General features: G+C 68.8%; 16 protein-coding genes. 5 read left to right on the top strand and 11 right to left on the bottom strand.

Features of this window, described 5'->3' with window-relative positions; all coding sequences use genetic code 11:
• Positions 1-70 precede the first annotated feature (70 nt).
• From VLF18_RS16715 to clpB, 3 genes are all read right to left on the bottom strand, one after another.
• Complete coding sequence (locus tag VLF18_RS16715; RefSeq protein ID WP_325280764.1) at positions 71-625, bottom strand: DUF3011 domain-containing protein; 555 nt, start codon at positions 623-625, stop codon at positions 71-73.
• Between the two features lie 111 nt (positions 626-736).
• On the bottom strand, positions 737-1051 hold the full coding sequence (locus VLF18_RS16710) for a zinc ribbon domain-containing protein (RefSeq protein WP_325280763.1): 315 nt from the start codon (positions 1049-1051) through the stop codon (positions 737-739).
• A gap of 80 nt (positions 1052-1131) precedes the next feature.
• A complete protein-coding gene (gene clpB / locus VLF18_RS16705; RefSeq protein ID WP_325280762.1) occupies positions 1132-3735 on the bottom strand; it encodes an ATP-dependent chaperone ClpB in 2604 nt (867 codons plus the stop codon).
• A 125-nt stretch (positions 3736-3860) separates the two neighbouring features.
• On the opposite strand from clpB, the gene VLF18_RS16700 reads away from it, so the two are divergent.
• Positions 3861-5000, top strand: coding sequence for a saccharopine dehydrogenase family protein (locus VLF18_RS16700; protein WP_325280761.1), 1140 nt, complete (start codon positions 3861-3863; stop codon positions 4998-5000).
• On the opposite strand, the gene VLF18_RS16695 is transcribed toward VLF18_RS16700, so the two are convergent.
• From VLF18_RS16695 to rluD, 3 genes are read right to left on the bottom strand one after another with little or no spacing between them, the layout of a single operon-like run.
• Entirely contained in the window at positions 4978-5454 is a 477-nt protein-coding gene (locus VLF18_RS16695; protein ID WP_325280760.1) for a thiol-disulfide oxidoreductase DCC family protein, read from the bottom strand. The two genes, VLF18_RS16700 and VLF18_RS16695, sit on opposite strands and share 23 nt — an antisense overlap.
• Positions 5390-6856 carry a peptidoglycan editing factor PgeF gene (gene pgeF / locus VLF18_RS16690; RefSeq protein WP_325280759.1) on the bottom strand — a complete coding sequence of 489 codons (1467 nt, stop codon included), beginning with the start codon at positions 6854-6856 and terminating at the stop codon, positions 5390-5392. Before pgeF ends, VLF18_RS16695 begins: the two co-directional genes overlap by 65 nt.
• A 2-nt stretch (positions 6857-6858) precedes the next feature.
• Entirely contained in the window at positions 6859-7854 is a 996-nt protein-coding gene (gene rluD, locus VLF18_RS16685) for a 23S rRNA pseudouridine(1911/1915/1917) synthase RluD (protein WP_325280758.1), read from the bottom strand.
• Positions 7855-7936: 82 nt separating this feature from the next.
• Between rluD and VLF18_RS16680 the strand changes: the two genes are divergently transcribed.
• Positions 7937-8758, top strand: coding sequence for an outer membrane protein assembly factor BamD (locus tag VLF18_RS16680; protein WP_325280757.1), 822 nt, complete (start codon positions 7937-7939; stop codon positions 8756-8758).
• Positions 8759-8837: 79 nt separating this feature from the next.
• Complete coding sequence (locus tag VLF18_RS16675; RefSeq protein WP_325280756.1) at positions 8838-9356, top strand: ECF-type sigma factor; 519 nt, start codon at positions 8838-8840, stop codon at positions 9354-9356.
• A gap of 152 nt (positions 9357-9508) precedes the next feature.
• Here VLF18_RS16675 and VLF18_RS16670 read toward each other — a convergent pair whose 3' ends face one another.
• The gene (locus VLF18_RS16670) at positions 9509-10585 is read right to left on the bottom strand and encodes a sn-glycerol-3-phosphate ABC transporter ATP-binding protein UgpC (RefSeq protein WP_325280755.1); all 1077 of its coding nucleotides are present in this window, start codon (positions 10583-10585) and stop codon (positions 9509-9511) included.
• Between the two features lie 115 nt (positions 10586-10700).
• On the opposite strand from VLF18_RS16670, the gene VLF18_RS16665 reads away from it, so the two are divergent.
• Entirely contained in the window at positions 10701-12053 is a 1353-nt protein-coding gene (locus tag VLF18_RS16665; RefSeq protein WP_325280754.1) for a GH1 family beta-glucosidase, read from the top strand.
• Between the two features lie 109 nt (positions 12054-12162).
• Positions 12163-13155 carry a glucokinase gene (glk, locus tag VLF18_RS16660; protein ID WP_325280753.1) on the top strand — a complete coding sequence of 331 codons (993 nt, stop codon included), beginning with the start codon at positions 12163-12165 and terminating at the stop codon, positions 13153-13155.
• Positions 13156-13319: 164 nt separating this feature from the next.
• On the opposite strand, the gene VLF18_RS16655 is transcribed toward glk, so the two are convergent.
• Genes VLF18_RS16655 through VLF18_RS16640 form a run of 4 tightly spaced genes read right to left on the bottom strand, consistent with a single transcriptional unit; the run spans position 13320 to position 19421 of the window.
• Positions 13320-16463 carry a discoidin domain-containing protein gene (locus VLF18_RS16655; protein WP_414717238.1) on the bottom strand — a complete coding sequence of 1048 codons (3144 nt, stop codon included), beginning with the start codon at positions 16461-16463 and terminating at the stop codon, positions 13320-13322.
• Positions 16460-17281 (bottom strand): carbohydrate ABC transporter permease, encoded by an 822-nt coding sequence (locus VLF18_RS16650; protein ID WP_325280751.1) that lies wholly within the window; start codon positions 17279-17281, stop codon positions 16460-16462. The genes VLF18_RS16655 and VLF18_RS16650 overlap by 4 nt, the downstream gene beginning before the upstream one ends.
• Entirely contained in the window at positions 17278-18156 is an 879-nt protein-coding gene (locus VLF18_RS16645; RefSeq protein ID WP_325280750.1) for a sugar ABC transporter permease, read from the bottom strand. The genes VLF18_RS16650 and VLF18_RS16645 overlap by 4 nt, the downstream gene beginning before the upstream one ends.
• Positions 18153-19421 carry a sugar ABC transporter substrate-binding protein gene (locus VLF18_RS16640; RefSeq protein ID WP_325280749.1) on the bottom strand — a complete coding sequence of 423 codons (1269 nt, stop codon included), beginning with the start codon at positions 19419-19421 and terminating at the stop codon, positions 18153-18155. Before VLF18_RS16640 ends, VLF18_RS16645 begins: the two co-directional genes overlap by 4 nt.
• Positions 19422-19424 lie beyond the last annotated feature (3 nt).

The raw sequence follows: 19424 nt of genomic DNA, 5'->3' as shown, positions 1-19424 counted from the left end.
CGGCCGGCGGCGCCCGAAAAAAAGACCGCCGTCCCGGCTGGGGAAGGCGGTCGTGAAACTTGCGGAAGAATCAGTCGCGCCAGCGGCGCTCGACGACGAACTGCGCGGCGCAACCGTCGGAAACCCAGACGCCGGCGCGGTTGTAGCCCCAGCTGCGGCCTTCGATGCAGCGCGTGTTCGAGATCTGGCGCGCGATGCGGACGTTGCCGCCGCGGCCGATGTCGACCTGACACAAGTTGTAGCGGAAGTCGCGGCTTTCGCAGACGAAGCTGATGTCGGTATCCCAACCCGGACCCGGTCGCCAGCCACCGCCGCCGCCGTGGCCACCACCGCCTCCACCGCCGCCGCCGGCTTCGACGAACACGCCGGCACAGCCGCGATCGACCCACACGTTGCCGCGGCGATCCACGCCCCAGGTCTGGCCGCGGACGCAATGGCTGCCCGACAGCTGGCGAACGAGACGCGCGTCGCGCCAGTTCGTGTCGCAGCGGTTGTAGCGATAGTCGTTACTGCGGCATTCGATCGAATCGCGGCCGCGACCCGGCTGAGCCTGTGCGTCGCGCGCACCGAATCCGAATGTGGATACGAACAACAGAGCGGCTATTCCCAGCACACGCGTGATCATCACACCTTCTCCTTTGGCCAAACGCGGCGCTAGTGTACGGCGGCGAAGGCGCGGCGGTCCGTGATCGTTATGTGCACGGCAGTGCGTCGTTCAGGCGACGCTGAGGCCAGCTCAGCTGGTCGTCTTGTCCGTGCTCGCGCTCGCGCTCGACGTCGATGCCGGCGCGGCCGCTTCGGTGCTCGTCGCCGCAGCGGGCTTGCTGTCCCCGCTGCCGCCGTCGGCGAGATTGCGCTTCTTGTCGCCGTCTTTCTTGAAGTCCGTTTCATACCAGCCGGAACCCGCAAGGCGGAAAGACGGGGCGGTCACGCGGCGCCGCACTGAAGGACGCGCGCAGGCCGGGCAGTCGGTCGGATCGGGATCGGAGAGTTTCTGCAGGCGATCGAAGCGCTGGCCGCACTCGCCGCATTCGAATTCGTAGATCGGCATTGCTGTACCTGAAAACGGAAAGGCTGCCGGACGGGAGCCGGCCCGCATTGTGCGGACCGGCGTCCGGTTTGCAAGCGCGGTCAGGCCGCGGCGACCGCCGGACTGCGTCCGAAACTCAATTGTCCGCCTTGTACGTCGACCGTGACCGTCTCGCCGGCGGCGAAGCGGCCTTCGAGAATCTGCCTGGCCAGCGGGTTTTCGAGCTGCTGCTGGATCGCGCGCTTCAGCGGCCGCGCACCGTAGACCGGATCGAAGCCGGCCTGTCCGAGCAGATCCAGCGCCGCGTCGCTGATTGCGAGCCTGAGCTGCCGCTCCGCCAGCCGCTTGGCGAGTCCCGCCGTCTGGATGCGCGCGATCTGGCGGATCTGCGTCTGCTCCAGAGGACGGAATACGACGATTTCGTCGAGCCGGTTGATGAACTCGGGCCGGAACTGCGCCTGCACCACGCCCATCACGGCGGCCTTGATCTGCGTGTAACCCTCCTCGCCGCCGATGCTCGAGGCCTCCTGGATCAACTGCGATCCGAGGTTCGACGTCAGCACGATCACACAGTTGCGGAAATCGACGGTGCGCCCCTGGCCGTCGGTGAGGCGGCCGTCGTCGAGCACCTGCAGCAGCACGTTGAACACGTCCGGATGCGCTTTTTCCACTTCATCGAGAAGTATCACGCTGTACGGCCGGCGGCGCACGGCCTCGGTCAGGTAGCCGCCCTCCTCGTAGCCGACATAGCCCGGGGGCGCGCCGATCAGACGCGCGACCGAATGCTTTTCCATGAATTCGGACATGTCGACGCGCACGAGCGCGTCGGTCGAATCGAACAGGAAATCGGCGAGCGCCTTGCACAGCTCCGTCTTGCCCACGCCGGTCGGACCGAGGAACAGGAATGAACCGGACGGCCGGTTCGGATCCGACAGTCCGGCGCGCGCGCGCCGGATCGCATCGCTGACCGCGCGCACGGCTTCGCCCTGCCCGATCACGCGCTTGTGCAGTTCGTCTTCCATGCGCAGCAACTTGTCGCGTTCGCCTTCGAGCATCTTGCTGACCGGAATGCCGGTCCAGCGCGCGACGACTTCGGCGATTTCCTCGGCGGTGACCTTGTCCTGCAGCAGCGTGAAGCCGGCCTTTTCGGCTTCCTGCGCAGCCTTGAGCTGCTTTTCGAGTTCCGGCAGACGCCCGTACTGGATCTCGCTCATACGCGCGAAATCCTGATGGCGCTGCGCGGCTTCGAGGTCCAGGCGCGCCTGCTCGATCTGCTCCTTGACCTTGGTCGCGCCCTGCAGCGCGGCCTTTTCCGATTTCCAGACCTCTTCGAGATCGGAGAACTCGCGTTCGAGCACGGCGATGTCTTTTTCGAGGTCGGCCAGACGCTGGCGCGATTCGCTGTCCTTCTCTTTCTTCAGCGCCTCGCGCTGGATCTTGAGCTGGATCAGGCGGCGCTCGCGCCGGTCCATTTCCTCGGGTTTGGAGTCGATTTCCATGCGGATGCGCGACGCCGCTTCGTCCATGAGGTCGATCGCCTTGTCCGGCAGCTGGCGGTCGGCGATGTAGCGGTGCGACAGCGTCGCCGCGGCGACGACGGCAGGATCGGTGATCTCCACGCCATGATGCACGGCATAGCGTTCCTTCAGGCCGCGCAGGATCGCGATGGTGTCCTCGACGCTGGGTTCGCCGACGAGCACCTTCTGGAAGCGGCGCTCGAGCGCGGCGTCTTTTTCCACATATTTACGATATTCGTCGAGCGTGGTCGCGCCGATGCAGTGCAGCTCGCCGCGCGCAAGCGCCGGCTTGAGCATGTTGCCGGCATCCATCGCGCCTTCGGCCTTGCCGGCGCCGACCATGGTATGCAGTTCGTCGATGAACAGGATGACGCGGCCTTCCTGCCTGGACAGATCGTTGAGCACCGCCTTGAGCCGTTCCTCGAACTCGCCGCGGAATTTCGCGCCGGCGATCAGCGCGCCCATGTCGAGGCTCAGCACGCGGCGGTCGCGCAGATTTTCCGGGACTTCGTGATTGACGATGCGCTGCGCGAGCCCTTCGACGATCGCGGTCTTGCCGACGCCGGGTTCGCCGATCAGCACGGGATTGTTCTTCGTGCGCCGCTGCAGCACCTGGATCGTGCGGCGGATTTCCTCGTCGCGGCCGACGACCGGATCGAGCTTGCCGCTCTCGGCGCGCGCCGTGAGGTCGATGCAGTATTTCTCCAGGGCCTGGCGCTGTTCCTCGGCGCCCTCCGACTGTACTTTTTCGCCGCCGCGCATTTTGTCGATGGCGGCTTCGAGATGCGCCTTCGTCGCGCCCGCGGCCTTGAGCGCGCCGCCGAGTTCGCCGCGATCCTCGAGCGCCGCGAGCACGAACAGTTCGCTCGCGATGAACTGGTCGCCGCGCTGCTGGGCCAGCTTGTCGCTGAGATTCAGCAGGCGATTGAGGTCGCTCGATACGTTGATCTGCCCTTCCTGACCCTTGACCTGCGGCAGCCGGCCGATCGACTCGCCGACGCGCTGGCGCAGCAGCGGCACGTTGACCTGCGCCTGGCTCAGCAGCGGCACGGTGGATCCGCCCTGCTGGTCGAGCAGCGCAGCCATGACATGCAGCGGTTCGAGCATGTTGTGGTCGCGCCCGACTGCGAGGCTCTGGGCATCGGCCAGGGCCTGCTGCAGGCGTGAAGTGAGCTTGTCCAGTCGCATGGATCACCCGGAATAAAAGAAGGAGGCCGGCATACGCGGCGATGGCGCATGAATGAGGCCGCGCCCGTTCGATTCAAGCGCGCGGCAGCAATGGTTACGATGCGTTTTTCCGTCACGGATCGCCCATGCGCTGGACCGTCCTGCTGCTCGGTGCCTACGGGCTGTTCGGCTCGCGCATCGCCGCGCGGCTCGCCCGCGAACCGGGCTGGCACGTGTTGCTGGCCGGACGCGACCTCGCCCGCGCCGAAGCGCTCGCGGCACGCTGCCGCACCGACGCGGGCGCCGAACTCGTGCCGCTCGCCATCGATGCGCACGGCGACAATTTCGATACGGCGCTCGCCCGCGAACGGCCGCAGCTCGTGATCCACTGCGCCGGACCGTTCCAGGGCCAGGGCTACACCGTCGCGCGGCGCTGCCTGGCTGCCGGCGCCCACTATCTCGATCTCGCCGACGGACGCGACCATGTAGTGGGTTTCGGTCCCGCGCTCGACGCGACGGCCCGTGAACGCGGGCTGCTCGCGGTCACCGGCGCGAGCACGGTGCCGGGCCTGTCGGCGGCCGTCGTCGATGCGTACCGCAGCACCTTCGCGCGGCTCGACGGCATCGACATCGGCATCAGCCCGGGCAACCGAACCGAACGCGGACTCGCGACGGTCGCGGCGATCCTGTCCTACGTCGGCCGCCCCCTACCCTGGCGCGAGCAGGGTCGCGGGATCGCCGTGCGCGGCTGGCAGCGCCTGCAGCGGCACCGGTACCCGCAACCGGTCGGTGCACGCTGGCTCGCCGCCTGCGACGTACCGGATCTTGCGGTATTTCCGGAACGCTATGGCCCGCTGGTCTGTCTGCGCTTTCGCGCGGGCCTCGAATTGCGCCGGCTGCATTTCGGTGTATGGCTGATATCGTGGCTCGTGCGCGCCGGCCTCGTGCGCGACCTTTCCCGTCACGCAGCGACGCTCAAGCACATGAGCGAGTGGTTCGCCGGCGCCGGCAGCGACACCGGCGCCATGCATGTAACCCTCGACGGCGTTGGCGCAGGCGGCGGCTCATGCCGCCTGACCTGGGAAATCGTCGCGCGCGACGGCGACGGACCGGAGATCCCGGCAACCGCCGCAGTCGTCGTGGCGCGCAAACTGGCGCGCGGCGAAATCACCGCATATGGCGCGCGCGCCTGCATGGATTTGTTCACATTGGACGAATTTCTGGAGTCGCTCACCGGCTTTGCGATCGACACGTACTACCGCATCACTCCAGAAAGCGTGCCCTGACCGACTCGTCGGCAACGAGGCAGGTAGCATTCCGGCCGAACCAGCAATAGCGGTTTCGCGCGATGAATCGATAGCCTGCATCGCGCAGCGGCCGTGGTATCGCGCGAAGTGCGCCTGACAGGCGCCAGATGCCGCCAAAGCCCGCAATGAGTCGAAGGATCGCGTCGCTGTTGCGATAGCCGCGCCCCCGATCGATCCAGAGAAACGACGTGGGATCGTCGGGATCGAGACCGTGCCGCTGCAATAGCGAGCGCCCGTGATTGCCCTGCATGGCGGCAAACCGGATGCGCCCCGTCCTGTCGTGTTTCAGCAGGAACGCGACCCAGCGGCTGCAGAGCCGGCAGACACCGTCGAACACCACGATGGGTGCATCGCCGGAGGCCGCAGGGTCAGTCGCCACCGTCGGAATCTCCGCCGTCGCCGTCGCCCCAGTCGCTGTCCTCGCCGTCGACATCCCAATCGTCGTCGTCCTGCGGCTCGTCCTCGGGCACGAACACCGGATCGACATCGAGCCAGCCGCGGTAGTGCACGAGTTCGCCGGCGAGCGGCAGTGCGGCCGACACGTCGAAGCAATAGCGCCCGTCCTGTTCGAATTCGCGCGCACTGACGCCGTCGAACCACGCGACCGGCAGCGGAATGCCGAGTGCGCGGACGCGTTCGACCGTCCAGGTCAGCGCGCCGTCCTTCGCGCCCAGCCTGAAATGGAAGGTCACGAGACCGAGGCGCTCGGCGAGCCTTCCCTTGCGCCGCCACATCGTCGAGGTCATGCGGTGGCCGTCGAAGTCGCGCGTCCAGCGCTCGCGCCGCGAGGTCGCCACGATGTCGACCGCCAGCGGCGCGTCGGTCATCGCCGGCGGCATGCCCGTCACGAAGGCGCAGAAGCGTGCGAGCCAGTTGCGGCCGCGCTCGATGGTCACGCGCCCGCGGTAGCGCCGGGCGCCGCCGCGCAGATGCAGCACCTGCACGGTCGCCGGCACGCGCAGCAATGTGCGGCCGAGCAGGCGCGGGAAGATCAGTCGCGAACGCCGGGCCGGCGCCTCGAGCGCGCCGCCGTCCTCCGCGGCGCGATACGACGCGCGATGCGCCGGCTCGATCCAGATCAGGCTCGCGAAACGCCCGGTCGGTCGCGAACGGCGGTGCGAGTAGAAGCGCGCATCGGTGAACGTGTCGAACCCGCCGCCATAGACGAGCACGACGCCCGCGGCGGCGAGACGCTGCCGCGCGAGCAGGTAGAGATCGCAGAGCCAGTGGCCGGGCCGCGTGGCCGTGAAGGCCTCGGCAGCGTTCGCGTCGTGCGCGACGAACGCGGCGCGTACCTCGTCGCCGACCTCGTAGCTCGTCACGGCGATCGCCGGCCCGAGCCAGGCGCGCACCTGCGACGGCGGCGTGTCGAAACGCCGCAGCGCCGCCTCGATCACGCCGGCGGCCAGTCCGCGCCAGCCCGCATGCACGGCGGCGATCTCGCGACCGTCGCTGCTCGCGAGCAGCAGCGGCAGGCAGTCGGCCGTCTGCACGACGCAGACGAGGCCGGGCCGGTTGGTGTAGACGGCGTCGGCGACCGGGTCGTCGTGATGGTCGCGCGCCGGATCGCCGGGCGCGTCGAGTACGTGCACGCCGGTGCCGTGCACCTGGCGCAGCCACTGCGGCTCGGACGGCAGCGCGAGGCGATCGCGCATGCCGGCACGATTCGCCGCGACGTTGATCGGCGTGTCGCCGCAGCGCGAACCGAGATTGCAGGCGTCGAACGGCGACGGCGAAATGCCGTGCATCGTCCGCGTGGTCACCGCCGCACGCACGCCGGGCGGCAGCGGAAAGTCGGGAATCAGCGCGCCGCGGGTCGCCGGGTCGCCGTTCATGGCTAGCGCCGGGACCGCGCGTTATCGGCTTCGCCGTTGACCTTGGTGTCGGCGCGCAATGCGGTCACGAGGTCGGCGAGATCCTGCGGCCGCTCGGCTTCGACCGAAATCGTCTTGCCGCCGACCGGATGGGCGAATTCGAGCTTCTCCGCATGCAGCGCCTGGCGCTTGAACGCACGCAGGACCTCGGTCAGTTCCGGCGTCGCCGCCTTCGGCAGCCGCAGGCCGCCGCCGTAGAGCGTATCGCCGACGAGCGGATGGCGGATGTGCGCCATATGCACGCGGATCTGATGCGTGCGGCCGGTTTCGAGATTGCACTGCACCAGCGTGTGGGCGCGGAAACGCTCGCGCACGCGGTAATGCGTGATCGCCGGGCGCCCGGCGGGCTCGTCGACGATGGCCTGCTTCACGCGATCCTTCGAGTGCCGGCCGATCGGCGCATCGACCGAACCGCCGGAAATCATCGGCCCCATGACCAGCGCCTCGTACTGGCGGTGCATGGCGCGCTCGGAAAGCTGTTCGACGAGCGCGGTATGCGCGCGCAGGCTGCGCGCGACGACCATCAGACCGGAGGTGTCCTTGTCGAGCCGGTGCACGATGCCGGCACGCGGAATCTCGACGAGCTTTTCGTCGTAGTGCAGCAGCGCGTTCTGCAACGTCCCGGCGGGATTGCCGGCGCCCGGATGCACGACGAGGCCGACCGGCTTGTTGATGACGAGGACATCGGCATCCTCGTAGCGGATGTCGAGCGCGATGTCCTCGGGCGCGAGCGGCACCTCCTGCGAGGCGATCGCCATGACGCTGACGGTCTCGCCACCCTTGACGATCTGCCGCGGCGGCGCGATCGCGCCGTCGAGCAGCGCGTCGCCGGACTTGATCCAGGCGGTCAGGCGCGAACGCGAATAGTCGGGAAACAGCTCGGCCAGAACCTGGTCGAAGCGGCGGCCCGCCTGATCCAGCGGGATCTGCAGGGTCTGAAGTGCAACGGAGTCATTCATGCGGTATTTGGCCAGGCCGGGGCGGGGCGCAGATCTTTGGGCTATGATCGCGGCCCGCATTTTCGCAGAGCGTGGCCGTCCCATGCGAGTTTCCCCGCTGATCCGACTGGTTTTTCTGGCTGCGTTGCTGATCCTGGGTGCCTGCTCGCGCGGCGGCAAGAAGGCCGACCCCGTCGAGACCCTGCCGGTCGACCAGGTCTACGCGCTCGCGAAGGAAGCCCTTCAGAACGGCAACCTCGACCGCGCCGCCAAGACCTACGAGCGCCTCGTCGCCCGCTTCCCGTTCGGTCCCTACACGGAACAGGCCCAGCTCGAACTCGCCTACACGCAGTTCAAGGACCACAAGGAAGAAGAGGCCTATTCGGCGGTCAACCGCTTCATCAAGACCTACCCGACGCACAAGCACATCGACTACGCCTACTACCTGCGCGGCCTCATCAACTTCGGCCGTTCCGACGGCCTGCTCGAGCGCTATGTCACGCGCGACGAGACCAAGCGCGACCAGGCCTACGCGCTGCAGTCGTTCGAGGACTTCAGCGAACTCGTCAAGCGTTATCCCGACAGCCGCTACGCCGGCGAGGCGCGCCAGCGCATGCTGCACCTGCGCAACAACATGGCGCAGGCCGAGATCGGCGTCGCCCTGTTCTATCTGCGCCACAAGGCCTACGTCGCCGCGGCGAATCGCGCCGAGAAGGTCGTCGAGACCTACCAGCGCACGCCGCAGGCCGGCGACGCGCTCGCGATCATGACCGAAGCCTATGCGCGCCTCGGCCAGGAAAAACTCAGCTCCGACACGCGCCGCGTGCTCGAGCTGAACTATCCCGACCATCTCTATCTGCAGGGCAAGTACCCGCCCAAGCGCAACGCCTGGAAACGCCTGGTCCCGTTCACGGATCGCGGCTGATTCCGAAACACGTGCCCGCGGTCGCAACCGCGGGCAGCGCGCGCCCGTACAATCGCGCGCCGCATTGCCCGGGGCGCACATGAGTCGAATTTCGCAGTTGCTCGATCAGGCCCGCGACGGCGACGACGCCGCGCGACAGCAGGCGGTTGCGTTGCTTCATGACGATCTGGCGCGCCTGGCGCGCTCGACGACCGCCGGCGCGCCGAGCACCCCCGAAGCCGCCGCGCTGGTCGAAGCCTGTTACCGGCGCGTCGCCGACGGCGAAAGCGGGCTCGACGTCAACGGACGCTCGCATTTCCTCGCGCTGGCCGGCCGCGCCATGCGCCAGCTGCTCGTCGAACGCGCGAACGAACGCCTTGCCGCCGGTACGCCCGGCGACGCCGCGGCGGATCGCGAGGCCAGGGATCTCGTCGACCTCGACGCAGTACTGGCCGAACTCGCGCGCGAGGACGAACGCATCGTGCAGGTCGTCGACAGCCGCGTGTTCGGCGGACTCACCGAAGTCGAGACGGCCGAGGCGCTGCGCCAGCCGCTGCGCGTCGTGCAGCGCTGCTGGGCGCGCGCGAAAGAGCGCCTGCGGACGCCGCTGATTGCCTGAGGGGAACGGCGAAAACCTTCGACTTTCCCGCGGCGCAGTCCATGCGCCGCTCGCGATCAGGCGCGTAAGCGCTCGATCAGCGGAGCCGAGTCCGGACCTGCGCCGGACTCGGCGACTCCGCCGGAACGGCGGATCCGGGAGGCTCCCTGAGCTCAGCCGCGGCGCCCGCCGCCGGCCGCATCGAAGAAATGCAGCCGCGACGGTGCATAGCTCAGACGCAGCGCGGATCCGGCCGCAGCCACCTCGCCCGGCGGCACGCGCGCGATCAGCGCCTGTCCCGCGAACCGCAGATTCAGAAACGTCTCGTTGCCGACCGGCTCGGCCAGATCGAGCACCGCCTCGATCGACGCGTCGCCGTCGAGCGCCTGCAGACGCAGGTCTTCGGGCCGCACGCCGACGACGAGCCTCTCGCCGGCCGTCGCCGGAACGGCATCGCCGAGGACGAACCGCGAACCGTCGTCGAGCACGAGCGCGGTGCCGTCCGGGTCGACCTGTCCGCGCAGCAGGTTCATGCCCGGACTGCCGAGGAACTCGGCGACGAACACGTTCGCCGGCCGCGCGTACAGGTTCAGCGGCGTGTCGATCTGCTGGATCACGCCGTCGCTCATGACGACGATGCGGTGGCCCAAGGTCATCGCTTCGACCTGATCGTGGGTCACGTAGACCATGGTCGCGCCGACCTGCCGGTGCAGCCGCGCGATCTCCACGCGCGTGGCCGCGCGCAGCTTCGCGTCGAGATTCGACAGCGGCTCGTCGAGCAGGAATACCTTGGGCTGGCGCACCAGCGCCCGGCCGAGCGCGACGCGCTGGCGCTGGCCGCCGGACAGCTCGGCCGGACGCCGCGCGAGCAGCGCGTCGAGGCCCAGCACGCGCGCCGCATCGGCGACGCGCCGGTCGATCTCCGCGCGCGGCGCACCCGCGAGGCGCAGGCCGAACGACAGGTTCTCGGCGACGGTCATGTGCGGATACAGCGCGTAGCTCTGGAACACCATCGCGATGTCGCGGTCGCGCGGCGCGACGTCGTTGACGCGCCGGCCGGCGATCGACAGCTCGCCGGCGCTGATGGCCTCGAGCCCCGCGATCATGCGCAGCAGGGTCGACTTGCCGCAGCCCGACGGGCCGACCAGCACGACGAGCTCGCCCGAGGCGATCTCGAAGCTCGCGCCCGCCACGGCGACACGGCCGTTGTCGTACACCTTGCGCACCGCATCGAAGGTCACTGCCGCCATGTTCCGCGTCTCCGCACTGCTTTCCGGCCGGTCCGATGAGTTCCGCCTCTTCCGCGGAAGACGGCATTATGCTGGAATGTAATCGTTTTCATCGAGCCGAGGCCAGCACACCGTCATGACCGCCGCCCGCGAATTTCCGCACGATTTCCTCTGGGGCTGCGCGACCTCGGCCTACCAGATCGAAGGCTCGCCGCTCGCCGATGGTGCCGGTCCCAGCATCTGGCACCGCTTCACGCGCACGCCGGGCCTGGTCCGCGACGGCGACAGCGGCGACGTGGCCTGCGACCACTACCGGCGCTATGCCGACGACGTGAAGCTGATGCAGCGCCTCGGACTGAACGCCTATCGCTTCTCGATCGCCTGGGGTCGCGTGATGCCCGAGGGCAAGGGCCGCGTCAATGCCGGCGGCCTGGATTTCTACGAACGTCTCGTCGACGCGCTGCTCGAAGCCGGCATCCAGCCGATGGCGACGCTGTATCACTGGGACCTGCCGGCCGCGCTCGACGACCGCGGCGGCTGGCTCAACCCGGACATCGCCGGCTGGTTCGCCGACTACGCGACCGCGGTCTATCGCCGGCTCGACGGCCGCGTGAAGCTCTGGGCCACGCTCAACGAACCCTGGGTCGTCACCGACGGCGGCTATCTGCACGGCGCGCTCGCGCCGGGACACAAGAACCGCTTCGAGGCGCCGCTGGCCTCGCATCATCTGATGCGCGCTCACGGCGCCGCGGTGCAGGCGTATCGCGCGGTCGGCAAGCATCAGGTCGGACTCGTCGTGAACATCGAGCCGAAATATCCGGCGAGCGATTCGGCAGCCGACGCCGCCGCGACGCGGCGCGCCGACGCCTACATGAACCGGCAGTACCTCGACCCGGCGCTGCTCGGCCACTATCCGCCCGAAATGCAGGAAATCTTCGGCGAGGCCTGGCCCGACTGGCCGGCCGAGGATTTCGCGCTGATCCGCCAACCGATCGACTTCATCGGCCTCAACTACTACACGCGCAGCGTCACACGTCATGACGACGCGTCCTGGCCGCTGTATGCGAGCGGCGTGCGCCAGCCGCAGGCGACCTACAGCGAGACCGGCTGGGAGGTCTTTCCGCAGGGGCTCACCGACACGCTGAACTGGATCCGCGAGCGCTACGGCAACCCGCCGCTCTACATCACCGAGAACGGTTCCGCTTTCTACGACCCGCCGGTCGCACCCGGCGACGAGCTGCCCGATCCGTTGCGCGTCGACTATCTCGACAGGCATCTGCGTGCCGTGCAGCAGGCGCGCGCGGACGGCTGCGACATCCGCGGCTATTTCGCGTGGTCGCTGCTCGACAACTTCGAATGGTCGCTGGGCTATTCCAAGCGCTTCGGCATCGTGCACGTCGACTTCGCGACGCAGCGGCGCACGCTGAAGTCGAGCGCGAGGCGCTATGCGGCGGTCATCGCGAGCCGCGGCGGCGTGCTGTCCGACTGACGCGCCCGCCGCGGCCGCGTCCGCCTGCATTCGTTTGCAGCGCGCGGTACGGCTGCGGCGACGCCGGCTGCGCGGCTATGCTTGCAGGTCTCTTTGACCGGAACCGGCCATGCCCGACGCCAACCTGATCCTGCTCGCCGACATCGGCGGCACCAATCTGCGCTTCGCGCTCTGCGAATCGGCCGAGGTGCCGCTGCGGGCGGACAGCGTGCGGCGCTATCGCGCGGCCGAGCACGCCAGTCTCGCGGAGGCCGCCGAGCGTTATCTGGCCGAGGTCGGCGCGAAGCCCGGCTCGGCCGTGTTTGCGATAGCCGGCCGCGTCGACGGCGGGGAAGTGAAGATCACGAACCTGCCATGGACCGTATCGGCCGCGGCGATCGGCGACCGGCTCGGCATGGCCTCGGTCCGGCTCGTCAATGATTTCGCCGCGCAGAGCCGCTGCCTGCCGCTGCTGCCCGCGGGCGATCTCGAAATCCTTGGCGCGCCGCGCGCACCGGTGCTCGACGGCCATACCGATCGCTGCGTCGCCGTCGTCGGTCCGGGCACCGGGCTCGGCGTCGGTGCGCTGCTGCTGCGCGGCGGCCGCGCGATCGTGCTCGAGACCGAAGGCGGCCATCTGAGCTTCGCGCCGGGCACGGACGAGGAAATCGAGATCCTCAAGTGCCTCACGCGCGACTTCGGCCGCGTCTCGAACGAACGCGTGATCTGCGGCTCGGGCCTCGTCAATCTCTACAACGCGGTCTGCGACATCGCCGCCGCCAGCCGCCGCGCGACGACGCCCGAACAGGTCATGCAGAGCGCGACCGACGCCGGCGACGCGCAGGCCATGCGCGCGGTCGCGCTGTTCGCCGAAATCCTCGGCGCGATCGCCGGCGATCTCGTCCTCGCATACGGCGCCTGGGACGGCGTATTTCTCGGCGGCGGACTGCTCGAACCACTGCTGCCGACCTTGCGTCGCGGTGGCTTTCGCATGCGCTTCGAGGCCAAGGGCCGCTTCTCGCCGACGATGGCGCAGATCCCGACCGTGGCCGTGCGGCATGCGAATCCGGGACTGCTCGGCGCCGCCGGCATCGCGCTCGATGCGCGTGACGCAGCGCGTTGAATCCGGACGGTCAGGCTCGATCGGCACGCAGATACCGCGCAAACCTCGACGCTGGGGTTTGCCCTCGGCTCGCCGCCGCCCTGCGTGTCGCAGAGTGCGCCGCTTTCGCAGGTTGGCGGTGAGCGCAGCGAACCCCAACATCGAGGCCGCAACGATCCGCCGGATCACCGCAGCGGCGGTACGCGGCGGATTTCCACGCGCGCGGGAAATTCGGAAACCTTCAATTCTCCTTCTTTCCACTGCGCCGGCTTGCCGTTGATCGTCGTCGCACCAGGCGTGCCGTCGATCGGCCAGGGCAGGCGAACGCCGCCCGGCGGCGCGAAACCGGCGCCGTCCACCGTCAGTGTGATGCCGACGCGATCGCGCCAGAGCGCATAGCTCAGCGTTCCGTAGGGCGTGCGCAGTCCGCGGATCGCAACCCCCTTTCCGGCCAGCCATTCGGCCGGAATGCCCGCGGCCAGCACCAGCGCCTGCTGCTCGTAGCGCTCGTAGGCGAACAGGTCGAGCGCCGCGCGGATGAAGTCCGAACTGACCCAGGCATGCGGCATGTCGCCGATGAATCGCGGCTCGCGCGGCTCGCGGCCGACGACTTCGGCCCACTGGTTCCAGGGCGCCGGGCGCCGGTCGGCCATGAAGAATTCCACCGCCTGCCAGGCGCGTTCGCGCCTCCCTAACCGCACCAGCGCCGACACGTTGCGCCATTCGTACGGCGTGTAGTCCTTCCACGCACGCGTGCCGTCGCGCCGCGCGACGAACTCGTTCCAGTAGCGTTCGAACGTGCCCTGCAGCAGCGCCGGCGGCAGTGCGGCCTGTTCGCCGGCCGGCGACAGCGCGATCGTCGTGGAGGTCGGATCGAAATCGCCGAGTTCGGCGGCGCCCGGCAGATAGCCGATGCCGTGCGTCGCAGTCGCGCGCTCGATGGACGCATGAATGTCACGGCGGAATTCGTCGCGCGACGCCGCGATGCGCCGCGCCTCGTCGCGCAGGCCCAGCGCCTGCGCAAGCGCCGCGGCGTCCTTGTAGCCGGTCAGCGCCCAGAAATCGTCCCAGTACGAATGCATCGGCTTGGCCGAATAGCCTTCGTGGCTGATCGAGGCCGGCATCAGTCCCGAGAACGCGCGACGCTCCGGCGCATCACGGGCCGCGTCGCGCTCGCTCGCGCGCAGGCCGTCCATGTAGGCCACCGCCGCGCGAATCCGCGGCCAGTAGCCGCGCACGGCCTCGGCGTCGCCGCCGTAGCGCCACAGCAGCGCGGCGAGATGAATCAGCTCGCCGTGGCTGTCGTTCTCGGGCACCGGATCCGCGCCGCGCGCATCGACGCAGCACGGTACTTTTCCACTATCGAACTGATACGACGCGTACCAGGCGAGATAGTCGCGCGCGACGGTCGTGTCGCCGAGCCGCAGCAGGCCTTCGGCGATCATCGCGCCGTCGCGAATCCACGAGCGCGCATACGAGCGCGTGCCGGGCCGCAGCCGCGGTCCGTCGCGCGACAGCAGGATGTGCGCGAGCGAACTGCGCACGCTGTCGGCCAGCGCCTGTCCCTGCGGTGGCACGATGAGTTCGACGCGATCCAGGCGACGGCGCCACTGCGCGGCGCTGGCTTCGTACTGCTGCTGCAGCCACGCCTCGGCATCGGACGGCGTGTCGAACGACGGAATCTCCGGATGCCCGGCCAGCGGCGCAACGAGGCCGACGGTCGTTTCGAGACCCGCCGGCAGCTCGGCTTCGTACAGCAGCGCCGCCGAAGCGAGTCCGTCGGCGTCGCGGGCCGAGACCGACGACGGCAGCGGCGACTCGCGAAAGCGCGTCTCCGCGAAGCCGCGTGCGAAGTCGCTGACGAATCCGGTCGCGGGGCGCGTCAACGCGAAGACCCGCTTCTTCTCATCGACGAGCAGCGCGCGCGATTGCGGCATCCAGCCGACTTCGCGGATGCTCGCCGTCCCGCCCGGCGTCGTCAGGAACTGCGTCGGCGGATTCACCTGGAATGGTCGCAGCGCAAGAACCAGACGCACCCGGCGCGTCTGCGCGGCATCGTTTTTCAGGGTGTAGCGTGCATGCAGCCGGGCATCCTTCGCGTCGCCGGTCGCGAACGCGTCGATCGACAGACTGATGCCGCGCCAGCGCCAGCTCACGCGCGGCAGCGGCAGATAGCCCTCGGCGAGCGACTGCGCAATTTCGACGTCGGCCCAGCTGACGACGCTGCCGTCCTCGTCGAGCAGGAACGGCTCGATGGACACATCGCCGCGCGCGAGTTCGATCGCGCCGTCCTCGCCGATCAGCGCGCTCTGCGCGCCGCCGTCGACGCCGACCAACGTCCAGTACGACTGCTCATTGTGGAACCCGCGCGGCAGCGATCCGCGCGGCAGATCGCGCGCGCTGCGCTGCAGGAAGCGCGTCAGCGTGCTGCCGTCGGCGACATCGACGGCGACGAACTCCGCGAGCCCGAATGCCTTGCCCTGGCCGCGCTGCAGGGTCAGACGCAGATAGCGCGCATCCGATTCCGGCAGCCACAGCGCATCGCCGCCGCCGTTGCCGTGCTCGACGCGGCGCATCGGCTGCCACGCCTGCGCATCGTCCGAGCGTTCGAGCAGATAGTCGGTCGCGCCGGCACCGGGCAGCCAGTGCAGCAGCAATCCGCCGAACTCGCGCGGACGCCCGAAATCGACGACGAATTGCGTCTCGCGCCGCGCACTCGCACGCCAGGCTGTCCGACGATCGCCGTCGAGCGCGAACGCCGCCGGCGCACGTCGCTGCTGCGCCGTTGCGGTCGCGACCGGCGGCGGCCACGGTCCGTCAGCAGGCCGCTCGTGCAATGCGAGATCGGCAACGCAAAGTTCGCCGCGGCCGCCCTGCCCCGCGTACACGGTGAATTCGATCGCGGCGCTGCGGCGCAGCACCTTGTCGGCCGCCGGTCCCCAGGCGAATTCGATGTGCCGGCGCCGGAATTCCAGCGGTTCCCAGTCGCGCGTGAAACTCGTATCGGGCCGGTTGACCCACCAGACGTTCTCGCCGCTCGCGTCGACGAGCTTGAACTGGAACGCGTTGGCCGGACCGCTGCCGCGGCGACGCAACGTGAACGCATAATTGTCGGGATAGTCGAGTGCGATCTCGCGGCGCAGGCTCGCGTGCCCCGACACTGTGCCGAAGTCGTAGACGAGGCAAGGCGCGCCGTCGTCGACACGCAGTCGCGCGCTCACCTGATCGGACGCGGACGCGCGCCACTGCGAAGCGTCGTCCGTCAGCGGAACCGTCGCGGCAGCAGCCCGCGCCGCGCCCAGGACGAACCCGACCGCACACCACTTCATCCCTTCACGCTCCCGAGCAGCAGCCCGCGCAGATAGTGCCGCTGCAGCATCAGGAACAGCGCGAGCACCGGCAGCACGGTGACGACGGCGCCGGCCATCATCAATTCGTTGTCCATCACGTGCTCGCGCGACAGCGACGCGAGAGCGACCGGCAGGGTCTGGTATTGCTGGTCGCTGAGTACGATCAGCGGCCACATGAAGTCGTTCCAGCTCGCGAGGAACGTCAGGATCGCGAGCGTGGCGATGATCGGCCGCAGCAGCGGCAGCACGATCGAGAAAAAGATGCGTGCCTCGCCGGCACCGTCGATGCGTGCGGCTTCGAGCAGTTCGTCGGGAATCGACCGCGCGTACTGGCGCACGAGGAACACGCCGAAGATCGACGCGAGCGCCGGCAGCGCGACGCCGGCATAGGTGTTGACGAGTCCGAGTTCCTTCATCAGCAGGAACAGCGGCATCATCGCGACCTGGGCCGGAATCACGAGCGCGCCGAGCAGCGCCCGGAACAGGGCGTCGCGCCCGCGGAAACGCAGTTTCGCGAACGCGTAGCCCGCGGTGAGATTGAACGCGAGCGACAGCAGCGTGATCGCTCCGGCCAACAGAAGGCTGTTGAGCAGATAGCCGCCCATGCGATCGCGCGCGAACAGCTGCACGTAGTTCGTCCAGGACGGCGCGCTCGGCAGCAGCGGCGGCGGAAACGCGGCGGCTTCGCCGCTGGCCATGAACGACACCGAGACCATCCAGGCCAGCGGCGCGAGCGCGAACAGCGCGAGCAGCACGAGGGCGGCGTTGATCGCGATCGCCGCGATGCGCTCTTTCATGCCGCGCTCCAGCGCCGCGACACGCGCAGCAGCAGGCCGGTCGCGACGAGGATCAGCACGAACAGCAGGAACGCCGTTGCCGAGGCGCGGCCGAGGTTCCACCACTTGAAACCTTCGTCGTACATGTAGAACAGCACGCTGTAGGTACTCTGCAGCGGGCCGCCGCGCGTCATCACGTAAGGCTCGGCGAACAGCTGGAAATAGCCGGCGACCGTGATGATCGAGACGACGAGCAGCGTCGGCGCGAGCAGCGGCAGCGTGATGTGCCGCAGGCGCTGCCACGCACCGGCGCCGTCGATGCGCGCCGCCTCGTGGAGCTCCGACGGAATCGCCTGCAGGCCGGCGAGCAGGATGATCATGCTGTAGCCGAAGTTCTTCCAGGCGGCGAACACGATGATCGTCGGCATCGACCAGTCGGCGTCGCCGAGCCAGTCGACCGGCTCGAAGCCGAGCGACGTCAGTCCGAAATTCACGAGGCCGTAGCGCGTGTGGAACAGGTAGCGGAACACGACTGCGACCGCGACGATGGTCGTGACGACGGGCGCGAACAGCGCGGTGCGGAAGAATCCTTTCCAGCGCGCGAGCCGCGAATCGAGCAGCAGCGCAGCACCGAGCGCGAGCGTCAGCGACAGCGGTACACCGACGCCGACGAAGTACAGCGTGTTCGCAAGCGCGGTCCAGAACAGCGGCGTCTGCAGTACCTCGACGTAGTTCGCGAGACCGACGAACCGCAGATTGCCCAGGTCGGCCAGCGCGTAGAGGTCGAAGTCGGTGAAGCTCAGCAGCAGCGCGGCGAACACGGGCAGTGCGAAGAACAGGCCGATCACGCAGAGCGCCGGCGCGACGAATCCCCAGGCGGCGTGACGGACTTTCATCGGGCCGCCCGCGCGCGCATCCAGCGCCGCTTCTCGAGAATCGCATCGACCTCGGCGTCGAGCCGCGCGAGCGCGTCGTCCTCGCTGTAGCCGCCGCGCACGACGCGCTCGGCGGCGAGCTGCATCGCGATCGCGATGCGTTCCCACTCGGCCACCGCCGGCGCCGGACGCGCCTGCTCGTACTGCTCGCGAAACGCGCGCGCGTGCGCGTCGTTGCCGAGCGCCGGATCGCTCCAGACGCTGCGCCGCGGCGGCAGGTCGCCGGTCAGCGCATGCAGGCGACGCTGCTGATCCGGACGCGACAGGAATTCGACGAGCTGCCACGCGGCCTCTTTCTCGCGCGAACTCGCGAACACCGCGAGACTCGTGCCGCCGGCAACGCCGCCGAGCTTCCCGGCCGGACCGGGCAGCGGCGCCGTCGTCCAGGCGTCGGCGAGTTCCGCGGGCAGACGGCGGCGGAATTCGCCGATGTTCCAGGGACCGGTGATGTAGAACGTGTTGAAGCCGCGCGCGAATTCGTTCCAGACATTGGAGATCTGCGTGTCGCTCATCGGCGGCGCCCAGTGTTCGCGGAACATCTCAAGATAGAACGCGAACGCGCGGCGGAAGCCGGCACTGCGGAAATTGCCGCGCGTGCCGTCCTCGCGCAGCAGCGGCTCGTCCTGCTGCATCGCCAGTTGCAGCAGCGGCTCGAACTCGTCGAGCGGCAGCAGGATCGCATATCGCTCGCCGCGGGCTTCGCGCTTGATCGCCGCCATCGCACGGCGCCATTCGTCCCAGTCGCGCGGCGGTTCGGCGAAGCCGGCGCGCGCAAGCAGATCCTTGCGGTAGAACAGCACGCGCGTGTCGAGATACCACGGAATGCCGAGCAGCCGGCCGTTGATGACATTCGTGTCCCAGCTCGCCGGGAAATAGTCGTTGCGGTCGACGACGCGCGACTGCGCGACGCGCGCATCCAGCGGCTCGAGCGCGCCGAGCGCGGCGAATTCCGCGAGCCAGGTATTGCCGAGCTGGCAGACGTCGGGCAGCGTGTCGCCCGCGAACGCGGTCAGCAGCTTCTCGTGCGCCGCCGTCCACGGCAGCTGCTGCACGTCGACGCGCACGTCGGGATGCTCGCGCTCGAACTCGGCGACGAGTTCGGCCACGACCTCGCCTTCCCGGCCCATTCCCCAGAAGCGCAGCACGGTGCGCTCGTCGGTGCGGCTGCAGGCACTGAGCAGCGCCAGCACCGGAAGAAGGACCAGCAAGGCGAGGCGTGGTTTCATCGG

The organism is Tahibacter sp. (genome assembly GCF_035481375.1).
Taxonomy (GTDB): Bacteria; Pseudomonadota; Gammaproteobacteria; order Xanthomonadales; family Rhodanobacteraceae; genus Tahibacter.
This window is presented reverse-complemented; position numbering and strand designations above follow the sequence as displayed.